The sequence below is a fragment of the Rhizobium sp. B230/85 genome (assembly GCF_019355735.1).
Lineage (GTDB): Bacteria > Pseudomonadota > Alphaproteobacteria > Rhizobiales > Rhizobiaceae > Rhizobium > Rhizobium rhododendri.
Window position 1 is genome coordinate 181,954 of sequence record NZ_CP072156.1, and the last position, 17,749, is coordinate 199,702.

General features: G+C 62.7%; 17 protein-coding genes. 12 read left to right on the forward strand and 5 right to left on the reverse strand.

Annotated elements, in window-relative coordinates; genetic code table 11:
* Positions 1-4 precede the first annotated feature (4 nt).
* On the forward strand, positions 5-193 hold the full coding sequence (locus J5289_RS00925; RefSeq protein ID WP_111219606.1) for a Trm112 family protein: 189 nt from the start codon (positions 5-7) through the stop codon (positions 191-193).
* A gap of 7 nt (positions 194-200) precedes the next feature.
* On the opposite strand, the gene J5289_RS00930 is transcribed toward J5289_RS00925, so the two are convergent.
* Positions 201-1,415 carry a ubiquinone biosynthesis hydroxylase gene (locus J5289_RS00930; RefSeq protein ID WP_209207507.1) on the reverse strand — a complete coding sequence of 405 codons (1,215 nt, stop codon included), beginning with the start codon at positions 1,413-1,415 and terminating at the stop codon, positions 201-203.
* A gap of 83 nt (positions 1,416-1,498) precedes the next feature.
* On the opposite strand from J5289_RS00930, the gene tesB reads away from it, so the two are divergent.
* From tesB to J5289_RS00960, 6 genes are all read left to right on the forward strand, one after another.
* Positions 1,499-2,380, forward strand: a complete 882-nt coding sequence (gene tesB, locus J5289_RS00935; protein WP_209185310.1) for an acyl-CoA thioesterase II — start codon at positions 1,499-1,501, stop codon at positions 2,378-2,380.
* 222 nt (positions 2,381-2,602) lie between these two features.
* On the forward strand, positions 2,603-2,941 hold the full coding sequence (locus J5289_RS00940; protein ID WP_111220017.1) for a P-II family nitrogen regulator: 339 nt from the start codon (positions 2,603-2,605) through the stop codon (positions 2,939-2,941).
* A 28-nt stretch (positions 2,942-2,969) separates the two neighbouring features.
* The gene (locus J5289_RS00945) at positions 2,970-4,337 is read left to right on the forward strand and encodes an ammonium transporter (RefSeq protein ID WP_209185311.1); all 1,368 of its coding nucleotides are present in this window, start codon (positions 2,970-2,972) and stop codon (positions 4,335-4,337) included.
* A gap of 243 nt (positions 4,338-4,580) precedes the next feature.
* Positions 4,581-7,244 (forward strand): DNA translocase FtsK, encoded by a 2,664-nt coding sequence (locus J5289_RS00950; RefSeq protein WP_209185312.1) that lies wholly within the window; start codon positions 4,581-4,583, stop codon positions 7,242-7,244.
* A 133-nt stretch (positions 7,245-7,377) separates the two neighbouring features.
* Complete coding sequence (locus tag J5289_RS00955; RefSeq protein WP_142824636.1) at positions 7,378-8,046, forward strand: outer membrane lipoprotein carrier protein LolA; 669 nt, start codon at positions 7,378-7,380, stop codon at positions 8,044-8,046.
* Between the two features lie 124 nt (positions 8,047-8,170).
* Positions 8,171-8,974: an exodeoxyribonuclease III gene (locus J5289_RS00960; RefSeq protein ID WP_142824635.1), complete on the forward strand. Its 804-nt coding sequence runs from the start codon at positions 8,171-8,173 to the stop codon at positions 8,972-8,974.
* Between the two features lie 7 nt (positions 8,975-8,981).
* Here J5289_RS00960 and J5289_RS00965 read toward each other — a convergent pair whose 3' ends face one another.
* Together J5289_RS00965 and J5289_RS00970 are read right to left on the reverse strand one after the other, a co-directional pair.
* Positions 8,982-9,437 (reverse strand): cyclic nucleotide-binding domain-containing protein, encoded by a 456-nt coding sequence (locus J5289_RS00965; protein WP_111219592.1) that lies wholly within the window; start codon positions 9,435-9,437, stop codon positions 8,982-8,984.
* Positions 9,438-9,447: 10 nt separating this feature from the next.
* Positions 9,448-10,131 (reverse strand): response regulator transcription factor, encoded by a 684-nt coding sequence (locus J5289_RS00970; RefSeq protein WP_209185313.1) that lies wholly within the window; start codon positions 10,129-10,131, stop codon positions 9,448-9,450.
* Between the two features lie 154 nt (positions 10,132-10,285).
* On the opposite strand from J5289_RS00970, the gene J5289_RS00975 reads away from it, so the two are divergent.
* The 5 genes from J5289_RS00975 to J5289_RS00995 all read left to right on the forward strand — a co-directional run bounded on the left by J5289_RS00975 (position 10,286) and on the right by J5289_RS00995 (position 14,246).
* Positions 10,286-10,834 (forward strand): L,D-transpeptidase, encoded by a 549-nt coding sequence (locus J5289_RS00975; protein ID WP_209185468.1) that lies wholly within the window; start codon positions 10,286-10,288, stop codon positions 10,832-10,834.
* Positions 10,835-10,979: 145 nt separating this feature from the next.
* Positions 10,980-11,810: an aldo/keto reductase gene (locus tag J5289_RS00980; protein WP_209185314.1), complete on the forward strand. Its 831-nt coding sequence runs from the start codon at positions 10,980-10,982 to the stop codon at positions 11,808-11,810.
* Positions 11,811-11,906: 96 nt separating this feature from the next.
* A complete protein-coding gene (locus tag J5289_RS00985; protein WP_209185315.1) occupies positions 11,907-12,446 on the forward strand; it encodes a DedA family protein in 540 nt (179 codons plus the stop codon).
* 174 nt (positions 12,447-12,620) lie between these two features.
* Complete coding sequence (locus J5289_RS00990) at positions 12,621-12,857, forward strand: Lrp/AsnC ligand binding domain-containing protein (protein WP_111219583.1); 237 nt, start codon at positions 12,621-12,623, stop codon at positions 12,855-12,857.
* A gap of 189 nt (positions 12,858-13,046) precedes the next feature.
* A complete protein-coding gene (locus tag J5289_RS00995; protein WP_209185469.1) occupies positions 13,047-14,246 on the forward strand; it encodes a glycosyltransferase family 4 protein in 1,200 nt (399 codons plus the stop codon).
* A gap of 33 nt (positions 14,247-14,279) precedes the next feature.
* On the opposite strand, the gene J5289_RS01000 is transcribed toward J5289_RS00995, so the two are convergent.
* Positions 14,280-16,769 (reverse strand): glycoside hydrolase family 2 protein, encoded by a 2,490-nt coding sequence (locus tag J5289_RS01000; protein ID WP_209185470.1) that lies wholly within the window; start codon positions 16,767-16,769, stop codon positions 14,280-14,282.
* A gap of 14 nt (positions 16,770-16,783) precedes the next feature.
* The gene (locus tag J5289_RS01005; RefSeq protein WP_247749229.1) at positions 16,784-17,743 is read right to left on the reverse strand and encodes a DUF1839 family protein; all 960 of its coding nucleotides are present in this window, start codon (positions 17,741-17,743) and stop codon (positions 16,784-16,786) included.
* Positions 17,744-17,749: the final 6 nt, after the last annotated feature.

Genomic DNA, 17,749 nt, shown 5'->3' on the forward strand with positions numbered 1-17,749 from the left:
TGACATGGTCGATACCGTCAGCAAGGTCGATACCAAGCTTCTGGACCTACTCGTCTGCCCGCTGACGAAATCGCGGCTGAGCTATGATCGCGAGCGTAATGAACTCGTCTCCGAAAAGGCGAGGCTCGCCTATCCCATCCGCGACGGCATCCCGATCATGCTGACCTCGGAAGCCCGCCGCATCGAGGACTGATCGGTCCTCATATCGTCTCACCTGCAAGCAGCCGGGGATTGTTAGCCGCGCTCGTGCCGGCAGCCTGGCCGATGAAATAGGATTTCAGCGCCGGCAACCTGTCGACCAGGCCGAGGCCAAAATCGCGAGCGATACGCAGCGGCGCAACGTCGTTTGAAAACAGCCTGTTCAGCACATCGGTGGTGACGCCCATCCGGAAGGTGTCGAAGCGACGCCAGGTCTGGTAGCGCTCCAGCGTGTGGATCGAGCCGATATCGATACCGAGGCGGTCTGCCTCGACGATGGTTTCCGCCAGCGCCGCCACATCCTTGAAGCCCAGATTGAGACCCTGGCCCGAGATCGGGTGGATACCGTGCGCGGCATCGCCGGCGAGAGCGAGACGTGGTGCCACGAAAGCGCGGGCGAGCGTCAGGCCAAGCGGAAAGGCGCGTTTGCCGCCGACCACCTTCAGCGCGCCGAGCTTGCGGCCGAAACGACGTTCCAGTTCCTCCTCGAAGATCAGGTCGTCGGCAGCGACCAGCCGGTCGGCATCGGCAGTGCGCTCCGTCCAGACCAGCGAAGAGCGATTGTTTTTGAGTGGCAGGATGGCAAACGGGCCGGAGGGCAGGAAGTGCTCCTCGGCGCAGCCATTGTGCGGACGCTCATGCTCGATGGTAGTGACGATGCCGGACTGGCCGTAATTCCAGCTGACGGTCTTGATGCCGGCCATCTCGCGCAGCTTCGATTTTACCCCATCGCAGGCAACCAGCAGCTTGGCCTCCAACATGCTGCCGTCGGAGAGTGTCAGCGACACGCTGCTGTCGGCGGTCTTGAAGTCGGTCGGGGAGAGGCCTTCGCGGATGGTGATGCCGAGCCTTTCGCAGGCTCCCCTGAGCGCGCCGACCATGGCGACGTTCGGCACCATGTGGGCAAAGGGTTCGCCTTCGACAACTGCACCCTCGAAGGTCAGGAAGACGGGGCGAACGGGATCGGCGGTGCGCGAATCGGTGACGATCATCTTGGTGATCGGTTCGGCCTCGGGAAGGATGTCGTCCCAGACGCCGAAGACGGAGAGCATGCGCGAGGCTGCGGTGATGATCGCCGAGGCGCGCTGGTCCTTCTTCCAGCTGTCCTCGGGCGCAGCCTCAATCACCATCACATCGAGATGCGGGGCCGCCTGCTTGACAGCCACCGCTGCGGAAAGGCCCACGTAGCCGCCACCTACCACCAGCATGTCCAACATTGCGCTCTCCTGCTTCCCGTGATCCACTGCCCGTCTATATAGATCAGCCTGACGTCCGTTCCTACTGCCGGAGAGCATCCATTATGTCGCGCCACCCCCATTCCGCCGCCATGGAACAATTGCTCTCGACGCTGGATCTGGAAGCCATCGAGGTCAATCTTTTCCGTGGCGTCTCTCCTGATGTGGGCTGGCAGCGGGTGTTCGGCGGCCAGGTGGTCGGCCAGGCCGTCATGGCGGCGCAGCGCACGGTGGATGCCCACCGTCACATCCACTCCCTGCACGGCTACTTCATGCGACCCGGCGACCCCTCCGTGCCGATCCTTTACCAGGTCGAACGGCTGCGTGACGGCGGCAGCTTTGCCACCCGGCGCGTGCTTGCCATCCAGCACGGCCAAGCGATCTTCTCGATGTCGGCCTCGTTCCAGATCGATGAGCCCGGCTACGACCACCAGATTGCCATGCCCGCGCGACCGGCGCCCGAAGAACTCCTCGGGGAACAGGAGATCAAGGAGAAATATCTCGCCCAGGCGCCGGCCTCGATCCGCAGGTACTGGGAACAACCGAGGCCGATCGAGATCCGGCCGGTGTCGCTGACGCATTATTTTTCCAGCACCAAGCTCGATCCGCAGCAGGACGTCTGGGTGCGCGCGACCGGCCCGGTGCCGGACGATCGCCATTACCAGGCGGCCGTGCTGGCCTACCTGTCGGACATGACGCTTCTCGACGGCGCGCTGTTTGCACACGGCACATCGATCTTCGATCCCAGCCTCCAGGTAGCGAGCCTCGATCACGCCATGTGGTTCCACCGTCCGTGCGCGCTGGACGATTGGCTTCTTTATACGCAGGACAGTCCGAGCGCCTCCGGAGCCCGGGGATTGGCCCGGGGAAGCCTTTTTAACCGGTCAGGCGTGCTGATTGCCTCCGTCGCCCAGGAAGGCTTGATTCGGAAAAAGGCAAATGCCTAATTAACGTGCAAAATCGTAAATTTGCCTTATATTTGCTCGCTTTCAGGCGTCGAAATTGCCTCATTTTTGGGGATGTGTTTTTATCCCATTGATTTTCAACGGCTTAATGGCTGATTTGAATCTGGCACGGCCTTTGAATGTAGAAGACCAGTCGCTGCCCATTCGATGGTCGGCGTCGAGAAGGGTCGGCCTGTGCCGAGGGTAACAAAGGATGGGAACCAGATGAAAATTGTGATGGCCATTATCAAGCCGTTCAAGCTCGATGAGGTCCGTGAGGCTCTCACGGCGGTCGGCATTCAGGGCCTGACCGTGACGGAAGTGAAGGGCTACGGGCGTCAGAAGGGGCACACCGAAATCTATCGCGGCACGGAATATGCGGTCAGCTTCCTTCCGAAACTGAAGATCGAAGTCGCGGTCTCCACCGAGATCGTCGACAAGGCAGTCGAAGCCATTGCCGCATCTGCCAAGACCGGCCAGATCGGCGACGGCAAGATCTTTGTTTATTCGATTGACCATGCCGTGCGTATCCGTACCGGCGAAACCGATTCAGAAGCGCTGTAAGTCACGGCCGATCAGGGAGTTTTCCGCAATGTCTCTTTCCAAGTTGTCTTCCACGCTGACAGGGCTGGGCGTCGCTTCTGCCGCTCTGCTCACGCCGGTGATTGCGTTCGCGCAGACGGCGACCGATGCTGCTGCAACCGCCGTTGCCGCTGCCCCGGTGCCTGACAAGGGCGATACCGCCTTCATGTTCATCTCGACGATCCTCGTCCTGTTCATGCTCGTTCCCGGCCTCGCACTTTTCTACGGCGGGCTTGTCCGCTCGAAGAACATGCTTTCCGTGCTGATGCAGTGCACCGTCATCGGCGCCACTGTAATGCTGATCTGGGTTATCTACGGTTACTCCTTCGCCTTCGGCGGCGGCACCAGCCCTTACTGGGGCGGCACGGCCAAGATGTTCCTGTCGGGCGTCAACACCACGACCACGGCGGCAACCTTCTCCAAGGGCGTCGTCATTCCTGAATTCATCTTCATGCTCTTCCAGATGACCTTCGCCGCCATCACGCCAGCGCTGATCATCGGTGCCTATGCCGAGCGCATCAAGTTCTCGGCCTCGGTGCTGTTCTGCGCATTGTGGGTTACCTTCGTCTACTTCCCGATCGCCCACATGGTCTGGGATTCGAACGGCTTCCTGTTCAAGATGGGCGCCCTCGATTTCGCCGGCGGTACCGTCGTGCACATCAATGCCGGTGTTGCCGGTATCTGCGGCGCCCTCCTCATCGGCAAGCGCACAGGCTACGGCAAAGACATGATGGCTCCACACTCCATGACATTGACCATGGTCGGCGCTTCCATGCTCTGGGTCGGCTGGTTCGGTTTCAACGCCGGCTCCAACCTTGAAGCTTCCGGCGGCGCAATGCTTGCCACCGTCAACACCTTCATCGCCACTGCCGCCGCCATCGTTTCCTGGTCGCTGGTCGAAACACTGACACGCGGCAAGGCTTCGATGCTCGGCGGCGCGTCCGGCATGGTTGCCGGTCTGGTTGCCGTTACACCGGCTGCCGGCATCGTCGGCCCGATGGGAGCCATCGTACTCGGCCTCATCGTCTCGCCACTGTGCTACTTCTTCGTCTCCGTGGTGAAGAACAAGTTCGGTTACGATGACACGGCTGACGTGTTCGGCGTCCACTGCATCGGTGGTATCTTCGGCGCGCTGGCAACAGGCATCTTCGCCAGTGCATCGCTCGGCGGCGTCGGCTATGCCGAAGGCGTCACCATGAGCAGCCAGCTTATGGTCCAGGCGACCGCTGTCCTGACCACCATCGTCTGGTGCGGCGTTGGCTCGCTCATCCTCTACAAGGTTGTCGATGTCATCGTTGGCCTGCGCGTCACGGTCGAAGCCGAGCGCGAAGGCCTCGACCTCGCCTCGCACGGCGAAGCCGCCTACCACGCTTCGTAATCCGAGAGCCCGTCCTGCCGAAGCTACGTCTCCGGCAGGGCTGATCCTCCCGTCGCGTCCGGTCGAAAGATCGGCCGTCTTTGGCCCGAGCCTCAGGTTCGGGCCTTTTTCGTGGAATAAGCCAGCGCGTCAAGCATGGTTAACGCCGCTTTAACCCTCGTCTGGTTAGGTGGGGCTGACGTATTGAATGATCGGCATTGCGTCGATTCGTCCGATCATCGCCAACAGACGGGCTTAAGCATTATGGGCAGAAGCAATTCGCCAGCATTGGACGGTCGTCCCGTCCGCTTCACGCTCTCGACATTCGTGATCCGGCAGATTACCGGGCTCGCCGGTTTCATCCTGTTCTTCGTTCTGGCGCTGGCGGTTGCCGCGCTGGCGACCTGGAACGTGATGGACCCGAGCTATTCCTACGCCACCAGCAATGCGCCCACCAATATCCTCGGTGCCTACGGCGCCATCTTCGCCGATGTCGTCATGCAGGCGCTGGGGCTTTCCAGCGTCATCGTCATGCTCCCGGTCGTCGCCTGGGCCCTTGCCCTCGTCTCCGGTCGCAAGCTTCACCGCCTGCCTGCCCGCCTGGCAGCCTGGGTCGGCGGTGCGGCGCTTGCCGCCGCTGCCGTCGGCTGCCTGCCGGAGCCGCTCACCTGGCCGATCCCGAACGGCATCGGCGGTGTTATCGGAGACATGATCCTGCGCTTTCCGGCCTTGTTCGTCGGCGCCTATCCAAGCGGCGTGTTTGGCGCCATCGTCGGCACCGTCTTTGCCGTACCCGCCATCTGGTGCATGCTGTTTGCCGCAGGCCTTATCGGTAACAGCATCGACGATTTCGACTTCGAAGAGGACGAGGAAGACGATATCCCCAGCCGCATGCGCGCCGTCGGCGACGATGTAGAGGACGACGAGCCGCGGTTTCTGGCCTTCGGCGTCGTTATCCACATGTGGTACAACGCCAAGGCGCGCCTGCGCCGGCTGTTCGGCATGGGTCCCCGCCAGCGGCGCGACCACGCCTTCGACGCGCCTTACGATTTCAACGACGACGAATTCGGTCGCCTGAACGAGCCTGCCCGCGCCAAGACAGCCGCAAGCCGCAGCGAGCGGCTCGAGCCGTCCATGGATGGCAGTCCGTCGCGCCGCGTCATCTCGGCACCCCCGATTTCCGTCGGCGACGCAGACTATGACGACGACGACAATGATGTACCGTTCGACGTCGATCCGCGTCGTCCTGCCGGCATTCTGCCCGATGATGACGACGTCATCCGCCCTATCGGCTCCCGAGCTTCGCCTTCCAACGCCGGCCACCGCGTCATTCCGCCGGCACCGCGCCCGAAACCCGGCATTCGCGCCGAGCGCGAGGCGCAGACCTCGTTCATCCGTCCCCAGGGCTTCCAGCTGCCAGCCGTGCACCTGTTAGCCGAACCGAAAGCCGTGGTGCGCGATTCGACGCTGTCGGCCGATGCGCTGGAACAGAACGCCCGCATGCTCGAAGGCGTGCTGGAAGATTTCGGCGTCAAGGGCGAAATCATCCATGTCCGCCCGGGTCCCGTCGTCACGCTCTACGAGCTGGAGCCGGCGCCCGGCATCAAGTCCTCGCGCGTCATCGGCCTTGCCGACGATATCGCCCGCTCGATGAGCGCCATTGCCGCCCGTGTTGCCGTCGTCCCTGGCCGCAATGCCATCGGCATCGAATTGCCGAACAATATCCGCGAAACCGTCTATCTGCGCGAGATGATCGCCTCCCGGGATTTCGAGACCTCCAAGGCGAAGCTTGCCATGGCGCTCGGCAAGACCATCGGTGGCGAACCCGTCATTGCAGACCTCGCCAAGATGCCGCATCTGCTGGTCGCCGGTACCACCGGCTCGGGCAAGTCGGTGGCGATCAACACGATGATCCTGTCGCTGCTCTACCGGATGACGCCGGAGCAGTGCCGCCTGATCATGATCGATCCGAAAATGCTCGAACTCTCCGTCTATGACGGCATCCCGCATCTGTTGTCGCCCGTCGTCACCGATCCAAAAAAGGCCGTCGTGGCGCTCAAGTGGACCGTCCGCGAGATGGAAGAGCGCTACAAGAAGATGTCGAAGATCGGCGTGCGCAATATCGACGGCTTCAATACCCGCGTCGAGCAGGCTGCTGCCAAGGGCGAGGCGATTTCGCGCACCGTGCAGACGGGCTTCGACCGGGCGACCGGCGAGGCTATGTACGAAACGGAAGAGTTCGACCTGAAGCCGCTTCCCTACATCGTCGTCATCATCGACGAGATGGCCGACCTGATGATGGTCGCCGGCAAAGATATCGAAGGCGCCGTGCAGCGCCTGGCGCAGATGGCGCGTGCCGCAGGTATCCACGTCATCATGGCAACGCAGCGTCCCTCCGTCGATGTCATCACCGGCACGATCAAGGCAAACTTCCCGACGCGCATTTCCTTCCAGGTGACTTCGAAGATCGACAGCCGCACCATCCTCGGCGAACAGGGTGCCGAACAGCTGCTCGGCATGGGCGACATGCTCTACATGGCCGGCGGCGGTCGCATACAGCGCGTTCACGGCCCCTTCGTTGCCGATGGCGAGGTCGAGGACATCGTCGCCTATCTGAAGACGCAGGGCTCGCCGCAATATCTCGACGCCATCACCGCAGACAGCGATGAGGACGACGAGGATGGCGACGGTCCAGTCGGCACCGGTAACCTGTCGGATTCGGACGATCCCTACGACCAGGCCGTGGCTGTGGTACTGCGCGACGGCAAGGCCTCGACATCCTATGTCCAGCGCCGTCTCGGCATCGGCTATAACCGCGCCGCCTCGCTGATCGAGCGGATGGAGCAGGAAGGCATCATCGGCCCGGCCAACCATGCCGGAAAGCGCGAGATCCTGGTGCCGACGGAAGCCGATATCCTCGACCGCTAGCAAGTATCGTCGGGTTGTCCGGCTGGGGCTACTAAGGCTCTCGGCAAATTGACCGTGCGCCCTATGTATGTCGCCGAAAAGGTCATGAAGCCGCCGGTTTTCAGCGCCATAGAGATCGGCAAAGGAGATTTTAATGAAAAAGACTGAAGTCGGCGCCGTCGCACGCAGCCCGTTGCAGCTGACGCGCCGCCATTTCATCGGCGCCTGCGCTGTCGGACTCGTGGCTGCCGCCTTGCCGTTCAACGCCTTCGCCCAGGCAACCTCCAATGCGCCGCCGCCGGCGCTGGCCCAGGCCATTGCCGACCACTTCTCCGCAACCAAGACCATGCAGGGCTCGTTCGTGCAGTTCGGTCCGCGTGGCGACCAGACCGGCGGCCGGTTCTTTATCGAGCGGCCGGGCAAGATGCGCTTCAACTACGACGATCCATCGCCGATGCGGGTAATCTCCGACGGTTACAATGTCGTGGTCGGCAATTCGCAGCTGAAGACCTGGAACACCTATCCGCTGTCAAAGACGCCGTTGACGCTGCTGCTCGCCAGCAAGATCGACCTTTCGGCCGACATGGTGCGCAGCGTCAAGGTTGAACCGACGCTTACCACCATCGTGCTCGGCAGCCGGACGATCTTCGGCGATTCGACCATCACCATGATGTTCGATTCCAAGACCTACGATCTGCGCCAGTGGACGGTGACAGACAACCAGGGCAAGGACACGTCGGTCGTTATCAGCAACGTCAAGACCAACGTTGCCTTCGACGAAAGCGTGTTCAAGATTCCGAGCGACACCAGCGCCCGCCACTGAACCTTTTTATCTTCTCTGTCGGGGCGGTCGCGGCGAGCGGCCGCCCTTTGTTTTTCGCCGTTCTGGCAGTTTCCTTTCATTGCTGCTCGGTCTAAGCCATGGCCATCCATTCAAGAGGCATGGCATGAGCTTTTCGATCACCACGTGGAATATCAATTCGGTGCGGCTGCGCATGCCGATCATCGAAAAGCTGGTGATGCAGCAGCAGCCGGACATTCTTTGCCTTCAGGAAACCAAGGTCATCAACGATCTCTTCCCGTTGGCGCCGCTGCGCGCCATGGGCTACGAGCACATCATCATCCACGGCCAGAAGGGCTATCACGGCGTTGCCATCGCCTCGCGCATCCCGCTCGTCGAGGATCATCGCCAAGATTTCTGCGGCGTCGGCGATGCCCGGCATATCTCGGCGATTTTCGAGCGTGGCGGCCGTCGGGTGCGGCTGCATAATTTCTACGTGCCGGCCGGCGGCGACGAGCCGGACCGGACGATCAACCCGAAATTCGGTCACAAGCTCGATTTCATCGAGGAGATGAAGCAGCTGCATGCCAATGCCGAGCCCGACACCTCTGCCATCCTCGTCGGCGATCTCAACATCGCGCCGCTCGAGAACGATGTCTGGTCGCACAAGCAGCTGCTGAAGATCGTCAGCCATACGCCCGTCGAGACGGAAGGCCTGCTGGAGGTGATCAGGGGTGGAGCCTGGGTTGATCTCATGCGCCAGACGGTGCCGGCCAGCGAAAAGCTCTACACCTGGTGGAGCTACCGCGCCAAGGACTGGGAGGAGGCCAATCGCGGTCGCCGCCTCGACCATATCTGGGGATCGGCCGATCTCGGGCCCCTGCTACAGCGCATCGACATCCTCAAAGAGGCGCGCGGCTGGGACAGGCCATCCGATCACGTGCCGGTGACGGCGCATTTCGATCTCTGAGCCGGCCTTATGAAAAGCGGTCGAGCATCGCGACCGCCTGATTGACCATGATATTGAAATTGTCGCGCACCCGGCGTTCGATAAGCTGCGCTGCCTCGGGATATTCCTCGATCAGCCGGTGAAACAGCGCCCGGGTGATGCGAACGACGGTCGAATCCTCAAGCGCGATGGCCGTGTATTTGCGCTCGACCAGCGTTACCAGCGCCAGCTCGGACAACAGCGTGCCCGCCTCTACGAGAGCTTCGACCCGCGATGCGCCTTTTCCATCCTGCGTCGTCAGTTCGAAACGGCCGCTGGCCACCACATAGGCGCATTCGGCCGGCGACCGCTCGCGAAACAGGGTCTGGCCGGCAGCGATGTGCCGCCGATCGGCCCCGAAGGCGATCAGCCGCAGTTGATCCTCGCCCATACCCTGGAACAGCGGCAGTTGCGAAAACAGCTGGATATCGTCACTGAGGGCCATCGGAAACGCCTTACGGGATGATCTTGTAGCCGCCGTTTTCCGTTACCAGAATTTCGGCATTCGATGGATCACGCTCGATCTTCTGGCGCAGGCGGTAGACGTGGGTTTCCAGCGTGTGGGTGGTGACGCCGGAATTGTAGCCCCAGACTTCTTCGAGCAGGATATCGCGGGTGACGACCTTCTGTTCGGCGCGGTAGAGATAGCGGATGATTGCCGCTTCCTTCTCGGTCAGGCGGATCTTCTGCCCGTCTTCCGTGGTCAGCAGCTTCTGGCTCGGCTTGAACAGATAGCGGCCAACGGTGAAAGTCGCATCTTCGCTCTGCTCGTGCTGGCGCAGCTGCGCACGGACACGGGCGAGAAGCACGGCGAAGCGGAACGGCTTGGTAACGTAATCGTTGGCGCCGGCTTCTAGACCCAGGATCGTGTCCGAGTCCGTGTCGTGGCCGGTCAGCATGATGATCGGTGGCTTGAAGCCGCCCTTGCGCAGCAGCTTGACGGCCTCGCGGCCATCCATATCCGGCAGGCCGACATCCATGATCAGCAGGTCGACGGCTGTGGCGCGGGCTGTAGCTATGCCCTTGCCGGCATTGGCTTCCTGCAGGACAGTGAATTCCTCGTAAAGCGACAATTGTTCGACCAGCATCTCGCGCAGATCGGTGTCATCGTCCACCAGTAGAATGGTGCGTGCGGTCATACGGCTCTCGTCCTTGTGTGGTTCGATCCGATTAAAGGCTTACGCCAAATTGCGTTTTTGGCAAGCGAAGGCACGCTTGCCGCTTGGTCGTCCCCTTGAAACTGCTAGAGTTTCATCAAGAGAGCGACCGGGCGAGAGAGAACACTTGAGAAAGATGGGCAAAGCAAGGCAGCAGCCAGCCACACGCAGCACGATCATCACCGTTCGCCCTGCGCCGGGAAACCGCAGCCGCGCGCTTGTCGCCTTCGACGGGGTCGTCGTGCCGGCCGCAATCGGACGAAACGGCAGGACCGTGCGCAAGCGCGAGGGTGATGGCGCCACGCCGATCGCGTCGATGCGACTTCTCTCTGGCTTCGCGCGCGGCGACCGCGTCATGATGCCGGCGACGATGCTTGCCATGCGCCGTATCCGGCCCGGCATGCTGTGGTGCGACGATCCAGGCCACGCCAGCTACAACACGCTGGTGAAAGCACCCTTTCGCGCCGGTCACGAGGAGATGATGCGCGATGACGGGGTGTATGACATCTGCCTCGTGCTCGACTGGAATATTTCAGTGCGGCAGCGCAATCGCGGCTCGGCGATCTTCTTTCACCTGATCCGCCCGGGTTTCGAGCCGACAGCCGGCTGTATTGCCGTCAGCCTGCCCCACATGCGCCGCTTGCTCTCCCATGTCGGCAAGGGCAGCGTCGTCCGCGTGCTTTAGCCACCGCTCTTCGGGAGGGGTGATAAACGCCGGACGCGACCTATATGAAAGGCGTCGGCCTTTGAGCCGGCGGGGCTAGGCGCCGGACCGCAGTCGGTTCGCGCCGCCCCGCATTCCGATTGAACATCATTTCCGGAGAGACAGTGTGACCGATAAAACCATCATCACGTTTAACGACGGCCGTTCCATTCCCCAGGTCGGGCTCGGCGTCTGGCAGACGCCGAACGAGACAGCCGCACCGGCCGTGCGCGCCGCGATCGAGGCCGGCTACCGTCATATCGACACCGCCGCCATCTATGGCAACGAAGAGGGCGTCGGCGAGGGCATCCGCTCCTCCGGTGTTGACCGCAAGGATATCTTCCTCACCACCAAGCTCTGGAATGACGCACAGGGCTTCGACAGCACGCTGAAGGCATTCGACGAAAGCCTGAAGCGTCTCGGCACAGACTATGTCGACCTCTACCTCATCCATTGGCCCGCACCATCCAAGGACCGGTATCTCGACACCTGGAAGGCATTCGTCCAGCTGCACAGTGAAGGCCGGGCAAAATCGATCGGCGTCTCCAACTTCGCTGCCGAACACCTGAACCGCATCATTGGCGAGACCGGCGTCACGCCTGTTCTCAACCAGATCGAACTGCATCCGGATTTCCAGCAGCGGGCGCTGCGCGAGACCCATGAGGCACTCGGCATCAAGACCCAGTCCTGGAGCCCGCTCGGCCAGGGCAAGCTGCTCGATAACGCCGTGATCGGAAAGATCGCCGGCAAGTACGGTCGCACGCCGGCGCAAGTGATCATCCGCTGGCACATCGACGCTGGCCTGATCGTCATTCCGAAGTCGGTCACCCCGAGCCGCATCGCCGAAAACTTCAAGGTATTCGACTTCAAGCTAGATGCCGATGACCTGAAGCAGATCGACACGCTCGACACCCCCGGCGGCCGCATCGGTCCAGATCCAGTCACCGCGACGTTCTGATCTCGCCTTCGCGCAAAATTTCCCGCTCCCGTCTGGCCTGCCGGCCGGGAGTGGGATAGGCATCTGGCATCGAACCCGTGACCCCGAGGGCCGCCCTTGAGCTTCCTGCATGATGCCTGGTCGTCGATCCAGCCTTTCCTTCACGAATACGGCCTGCTGACACTCTTCCTGATCATCTACTTCGAATCGCTCGGTGCACCGCTTCCCGGCGAGAGCGCCCTCGTCAGCGCTTCGCTGCTCGCATCCCGAGGCGAGTTGAACATCGTCAGCGTCTTTTTTGTCGTCTGGGTCGCGGCCGTCGCCGGCGATTTCACCGGCTACCTGATCGGCCATTACGGCGGCAGGCCGCTACTGGAAAAGCATGGCTGGATGGTGCGCCTGACACCGGAAAGGCTGCACAAGTTCGAGGAGATATTCCGGGTTCGCGGTCCGATCATCGTCGTCACCGCGCGTTTCTTCATTCTCCTGCGGCAGCTCAACGGCCTGATCGCCGGTTCCATGGGCATGCCATGGGCCCGCTTCCTCATTGCCAACATCATCGGCGCCGCACTCTGGACCGCCGTATGGGGCCTCGGCCCATACTTCTTCGGCGACTTCGTAGGACGAGGATTTACAGCACTGCGCTCGCTGTTCTGATGGGGGGTACTCCTCTCACTGTGGCAATCAGGATGGGCCGGTCTCAGTCGGATCCAGCGTCCCTCATCCTTGCGCCCGCGAAAGGCTGAAGGATGCGGGCTTGCTTGATTGCGGCGGGTTACGCGGATATGCAGGCAGGCACATCGTTTGTCTCAAATGTACCAGGATAGAGCCATGAAGCCCATTTTCGTTCAGCTGCAATGCGCCCCCGGCAAGACCTACGAGGTCGCCGATGCCATCTACCAGACGGAGCTCGTTTCCGAGCTCTATTCGACCAGCGGCGATTACGACCTCCTGATGAAGGTCTATGTCGGCGAGGACCAGGACATCGGCAAATTCATCAACGACACCATCGCCAATATCCCGGGCATCGTCCGCTCGCTGACGACGCTGACCTTCCGGGCCTTCTGACGACGCGCCGCCCACAATCCGGCCATACCAAGCATGCCTTGCCTCAGGGTCGCATTAACCCTTTCCCGCCGTATCCGCCGGTGACGGAGGCAATTTAGCGTTTCCTTAACTGGCGCGGTGATTTGCTGACCCCAGACAGACACAACGCGTGTCATGCCGAAGATCGAACTTCGGCGCGAGGGTGGACCGATGACATTGGCGCAGGCTCATGGCCGCGATTTCAACATTCCGGACGAACGACGACCCCTGATCGCCCATGTGGTGCGCGAGTTCCTGCCTGCCAGCGAGGGCACGGACGCCGTCGCCACGCTCTGCCGCCAGCTATCGCGCCGCTACCGCATCCGCGTCGTCACCTGCGAGAACCCGGCTTCCGAAATCGCCGGCAATCGGCCGGCGCGGGACACGATAGACGGTCTCGAGATCGTGCGGATTGCCGGTGCCGGCAACAGCGTCTATCCGGCGGCGCTCGAGGTCTTCAGGCATATCGCCGATGCCGACCTGGTCCATGTCCACGGGGTCGACTTCTGCTTCGATGCTCTTGCCTGGGGCAGGTTTCTACATCGGCGACCGCTTGTCGCGACCATCAGCGGCAACGTCCGGCACGCAAGCCGGCACGAAGAGATGAAGAAGCTGTGGTTCAGCCTCGTGACGCGCCGCTCCTGCAAGGCCTATAGTCGCATCGCCTGCAGCAGCGAGCCGGACCACCGGCTTTTCGACACCATCGTTGGCAACCGCGCGGCGTCGATCGGCAGCGGCGCCGACGTCGCGAAGTTCGCCAACTGCGCCGCTCTCGATGCCCGTCGCCGGATCGTCACCATCGGCGGGCTGTCGTCGGAAGCCCGGCTCGACCGGCTGCTCGATGTGATGCAGGTACTCGCCCCGCGCCATCCAGACTGGCATCTCGACATCATCGGCACGCCCTCCGGTGTTGATGGCCAGACGCTCGAGGCTGACATCCGGTCGCGGGGCCTGTCGCGGCATGTCTCGCTGCAAGCCTCGGACGACCATTGTACCATCCGAAACACGATGGCCCGAGCCTCGCTTTTTGCATCGGCCTCGGATAGCGCCGGCTCGAGGCTTGCCGTCATCGAGGCCATGAGCGCCGGCCTGCTGCCCGTGCTGAACAGCAACGACACCTTCCGGGCGCTCGCCACAGCCCATCCGGTCCTGATGCTAACCGATTTTTCCGGGGCGCAACGGTCGGCAAAGGCCCTCGAAGCCGCCTTTGCGCGCCTTGTGGCGCAGGGAACAGGCATTCGCGAAGAACTGCTCGGCATCTCCCGCAGCTACGCCTGGGACAAGGTCGCCGAGCGCTATGGTGCGTTGTATGACAAAGTGCTGCCAGACCCTGAACGTGTTCCGATATGCGTTTACGGCGAACTCGCCTGACGCACGATAGCCACGCCGGCGCCGCTCTTTCCGTCAGATCGAGACGATATGCCGGCTGCTGATCGTGCCGATCTGCACGGCCGGCGGTCTATCCACCACGCCGGCATCCCTCGGGATGAGCTTGACGCGACGTGGCGCCCCCGGCGCGAGGTGAAACCAGTCGTCCTCGGCCCTGAAACCCTCCGCCTCGATATGGACGGACTGGGCGAACCGCTCGCAGTCGAGATCGACGAACCACGCGCCATCCTCGAAGACAACCGCCGCAACGATACCGGGCGCGTGAAAGGCCCTCGTCCTGCCGAGCGGGAAATGAAAGGCCTCGGCCCGGATCGCCCCTGGTATCTTCGGGTCCGATACCAGAGACCGCAGGCGGGCGACGGTGACATCGTGCGACGGCGGTCCGAAACGGAAGGCATAGGTGGTGTCGAAGAAGGCACCGAACAGATCGGTGCAGGCGATCTCCTGGCTGGAACGGGCATCGAGCGTCAACTCGCGCCGGCCACTGACGACAACCTGGCGGCCGTCGCGCAGGGCGGAAACCTCGAGTTCCAGCGCGAGCGGCGCAGCAGTCTCGTTGATGACATGCACGGCAAGCCCGTTGGTGCCCTCGTCGGTCATCAGCACCTGCACCGGCCGGAACGCACGGCGCATCGCATACCAGACCGGCTTTGGCTCGCCTGTCGAATCGATCACCCCCCAGCCGGGGCCGGGCAGGAGGTCCTGCAGCGTCCAGACCAGCGCGCCATTGCAGCTCGAGCCCGTGCGCCGCCACTCGCCATAGGTCGCCTCCACCACCTCGCCGGTGGTGGCGCGCGAAAGGTCGAGATAGACATTGGGGTCCTCGCGGCGCAATTGGGCCGGATCGAAACCGTAGAGTTCCCGCAGATAGTGATCGCGGACATCCTCGAAATCCCAGGACGCACTGCGGTCACGCGGCACGCGGGCCTTCCATTGCGGGCTGTGGACGGCGGGAGCCGGCAGATGCGCATCGAGCGTGCGTTGCTGCGGCACATGGGCGAAGGCGAGGCTTTCGGCTGCAAAACGGACATTGGCGCGACGGGCATCGTCGAGCGGCCTGAGATAGGCGCCGACGCCATAGTAATGGGTAACGCCTGTATCGGGCGAGAACGGCATGGCGCCACCGACGGGGGAGTTGGCGACATAGGGCACGTCCGGGCGCCTTGCCTCGGCGACTGCAGGCAGGATCTCTTCCGTCACCGGGTTTAGCCAGAACCGCTCGGGCAGTCCCATCATCGCCGCCTGCTGGTACATTTCACTACCGCCGCAGATGACGGCCAGCGACGGCGACAAGCTGATGGCATCGAGAAATCCGGCGGCCTCCCTCTCGACATGCGCGTGAAATGTCTTGTCGGTTTTCGGATAGTCGAAATTGGCGAACATCATGTCCTGCCAGACAAGAATCCCGAGCTCGTCGCAAAGTCCGAAGAACTCCGGCGTCTCATAGGCCATCGTGCCGCCGATCCGCACCATATTCATGCCGGCCTCTGCCGACAGCCGCAGCCACGGCTCATAGGCGGCACGGTCGCCGGGCAGCCGAACGATATCGGCGCTGGTCCAGACCGCACCCCGGCAGAAAATGCGCTCGCCATTGACGACGAGCGCGAAATCCCGGCCATCGGCACCGCGATCGACTTCGATGCGGCGAAATCCGGTGCGACCGAGGGGGTGGACGGTCCCGTCGATGACGAGCGCGACGTCGTGGAGTTCCTGCGTCCCATGGCTATTCGGCCACCACGGACGCACGGCGGGGATCGTCAGCGTCGCCGCCCAATGGCCAGCGCCATCGCTTTCAAGGCTCTGCTCGGCGCCGGCGCAGGAAAGCACGATGGCGCTGGCCTTGCCCTCAAGCAGAAGGGAAACATGCAGCCGCCCCTCGCCGCTCTCGCTGAGTTCCGGCCGAAGGACGAGATCGCGGACAACGACCGCTCTCGGCCGCAGCAGCGATATCGGCCGCCACGGGCCAACGGCATGGATCTCGGGGCACCAGCCCGGCATATGGCCGAGCAGCGTCGTGCGGACCATGCGCAGCCCCTGCGGCGCGATCATCTGCGGCCGCCAGCGGGCGCGCGGACCGGGCTCTTCAAGCCTTGGGGCCAGCGCCCGGAAACATAGGCCCAGCTCGTCGCCGCCGAGCAAGGTGACCGGCAGGTCATGGCTTTCGAACATGCTCTCGCTGGAAAGAAGCATGACGCCGTTGAGGAAGACCTCGCAGAGTGTCGCAAGACCGGCAAGGCGCAGCACGGCATCGCCAGGCACTGCATCGACCAGCCGGCAGAAATACCAGGCGTCGCGATCGTTCAGCGGTTCCGGATGCTCTCGGTCGAACAGGCCCGCCTTCTCCAGCGCTTCTGCGACGGTGCCGGGCACCGTGGCCGGGATGAAGGCTGCGCCCAGCGACACGTCGGCAGGCGTCTCCCATTCGCCGGGAGTGGTCAGCACCAGGGTCCATCCCTCGCCCAGCAGCGTCTCCTCAGCGCCGATGCCTGCCAAACGCCCCTCGATTGCCATTGCCCGTTTCAGACCTGTCGTTCCAGAAGCCCGACCATGGCATCCCATGCATCCGCCACCGGATCAAGCGCCGTGTGCAGCGGCTCGAATTTACGCCGCGTCACAGCCCGAGCGATCTGGAACTGCACCGATTTTGAAGCCTCTGAGATCCGCCGGGCTTGTGCACTTGCGGCCGCGAATTCCGGCGACAGCCAGTCTAGATGGCTGCCGGCCAGTTCGAAATTGGCGCCGACCTGGCGGAGCGTATTGAAAGCATATTTGTGGAACACGCCGAACGGCCTCTCGGCAATCGCCTCGACCTGGGCGGCAAACACCGTGGCAAAGGCGCGGATCGGGTTGTCGCGCGGGCGCCGGGCAAAATGAGCCTCCAGCAGGCGACGGGCCGTCCGGCGGATTTCAGCTTCCGCGGGCGGCTGCAGCGGCAATTTGGCGAATTCCGTATAGGGCAGGAACGGCGGCGCACCTTCCGGCAGGTGTCGCTGGAAAACGCCATCGAAGTCCTCGCCGGAGAGCCGGAAGAAGCCGCCATTGTGGAAATAATCGAGTTCGCGCGCAACCGGGTCCAGCCTGTTGATCGCCACCGTCGTCTTGCCGTGCTCGGTACGGTAGGCGACGCCTTGCGTATCCGGCATGTAGAACGAATCCATCTCGACGAGGCAAAGCCGCCGACGCGCGATCTGTACGGCAAGATGCCGTTCGACGTCGTCGTAGATGGCAAGTTCGGTGCAGCGGATGCCATAAAGCGCCTCTAGGTCTTCCAGCGGCACCTTGAAGAAGGTGAACTGGTCGCCCTCGAAATCCTGCCCCATGGTGAAGCCGAGCATCGCCTCGGGTGGCCGGCCGATCGTGTTCAGCACCTCGATCCAGAGATCGATATAGCAGTTGGTTTCCGGCCACATCCGTTCGCTGTCGTGCAGCCCATGGCGGGAATAGGCGGCAGGATCAAGCCCGGGAAATACTGACGGCATCCCGAC

Coding starts and splice junctions, on each gene's coding strand:
- J5289_RS00965 (WP_111219592.1), bottom strand. CDS start 9,437: ATGGCCCTCAGTGACGATATCCAGCTGTTTTCGCAACTGCCGCTGTTC.
- tesB (WP_209185310.1), top strand. CDS start 1,499: ATGTCGCGCCACCCCCATTCCGCCGCCATGGAACAATTGCTCTCGACG.
- J5289_RS00975 (WP_209185468.1), top strand. CDS start 10,286: ATGGGCAAAGCAAGGCAGCAGCCAGCCACACGCAGCACGATCATCACC.
- J5289_RS00955 (WP_142824636.1), top strand. CDS start 7,378: ATGAAAAAGACTGAAGTCGGCGCCGTCGCACGCAGCCCGTTGCAGCTG.
- J5289_RS00930 (WP_209207507.1), bottom strand. CDS start 1,415: ATGTTGGACATGCTGGTGGTAGGTGGCGGCTACGTGGGCCTTTCCGCA.
- J5289_RS01005 (WP_247749229.1), bottom strand. CDS start 17,743: ATGCCGTCAGTATTTCCCGGGCTTGATCCTGCCGCCTATTCCCGCCAT.
- J5289_RS00945 (WP_209185311.1), top strand. CDS start 2,970: ATGTCTCTTTCCAAGTTGTCTTCCACGCTGACAGGGCTGGGCGTCGCT.
- J5289_RS00940 (WP_111220017.1), top strand. CDS start 2,603: ATGAAAATTGTGATGGCCATTATCAAGCCGTTCAAGCTCGATGAGGTC.
- J5289_RS00995 (WP_209185469.1), top strand. CDS start 13,047: ATGACATTGGCGCAGGCTCATGGCCGCGATTTCAACATTCCGGACGAA.
- J5289_RS00960 (WP_142824635.1), top strand. CDS start 8,171: ATGAGCTTTTCGATCACCACGTGGAATATCAATTCGGTGCGGCTGCGC.
- J5289_RS00990 (WP_111219583.1), top strand. CDS start 12,621: ATGAAGCCCATTTTCGTTCAGCTGCAATGCGCCCCCGGCAAGACCTAC.
- J5289_RS00925 (WP_111219606.1), top strand. CDS start 5: ATGGTCGATACCGTCAGCAAGGTCGATACCAAGCTTCTGGACCTACTC.
- J5289_RS00950 (WP_209185312.1), top strand. CDS start 4,581: ATGGGCAGAAGCAATTCGCCAGCATTGGACGGTCGTCCCGTCCGCTTC.
- J5289_RS00970 (WP_209185313.1), bottom strand. CDS start 10,131: ATGACCGCACGCACCATTCTACTGGTGGACGATGACACCGATCTGCGC.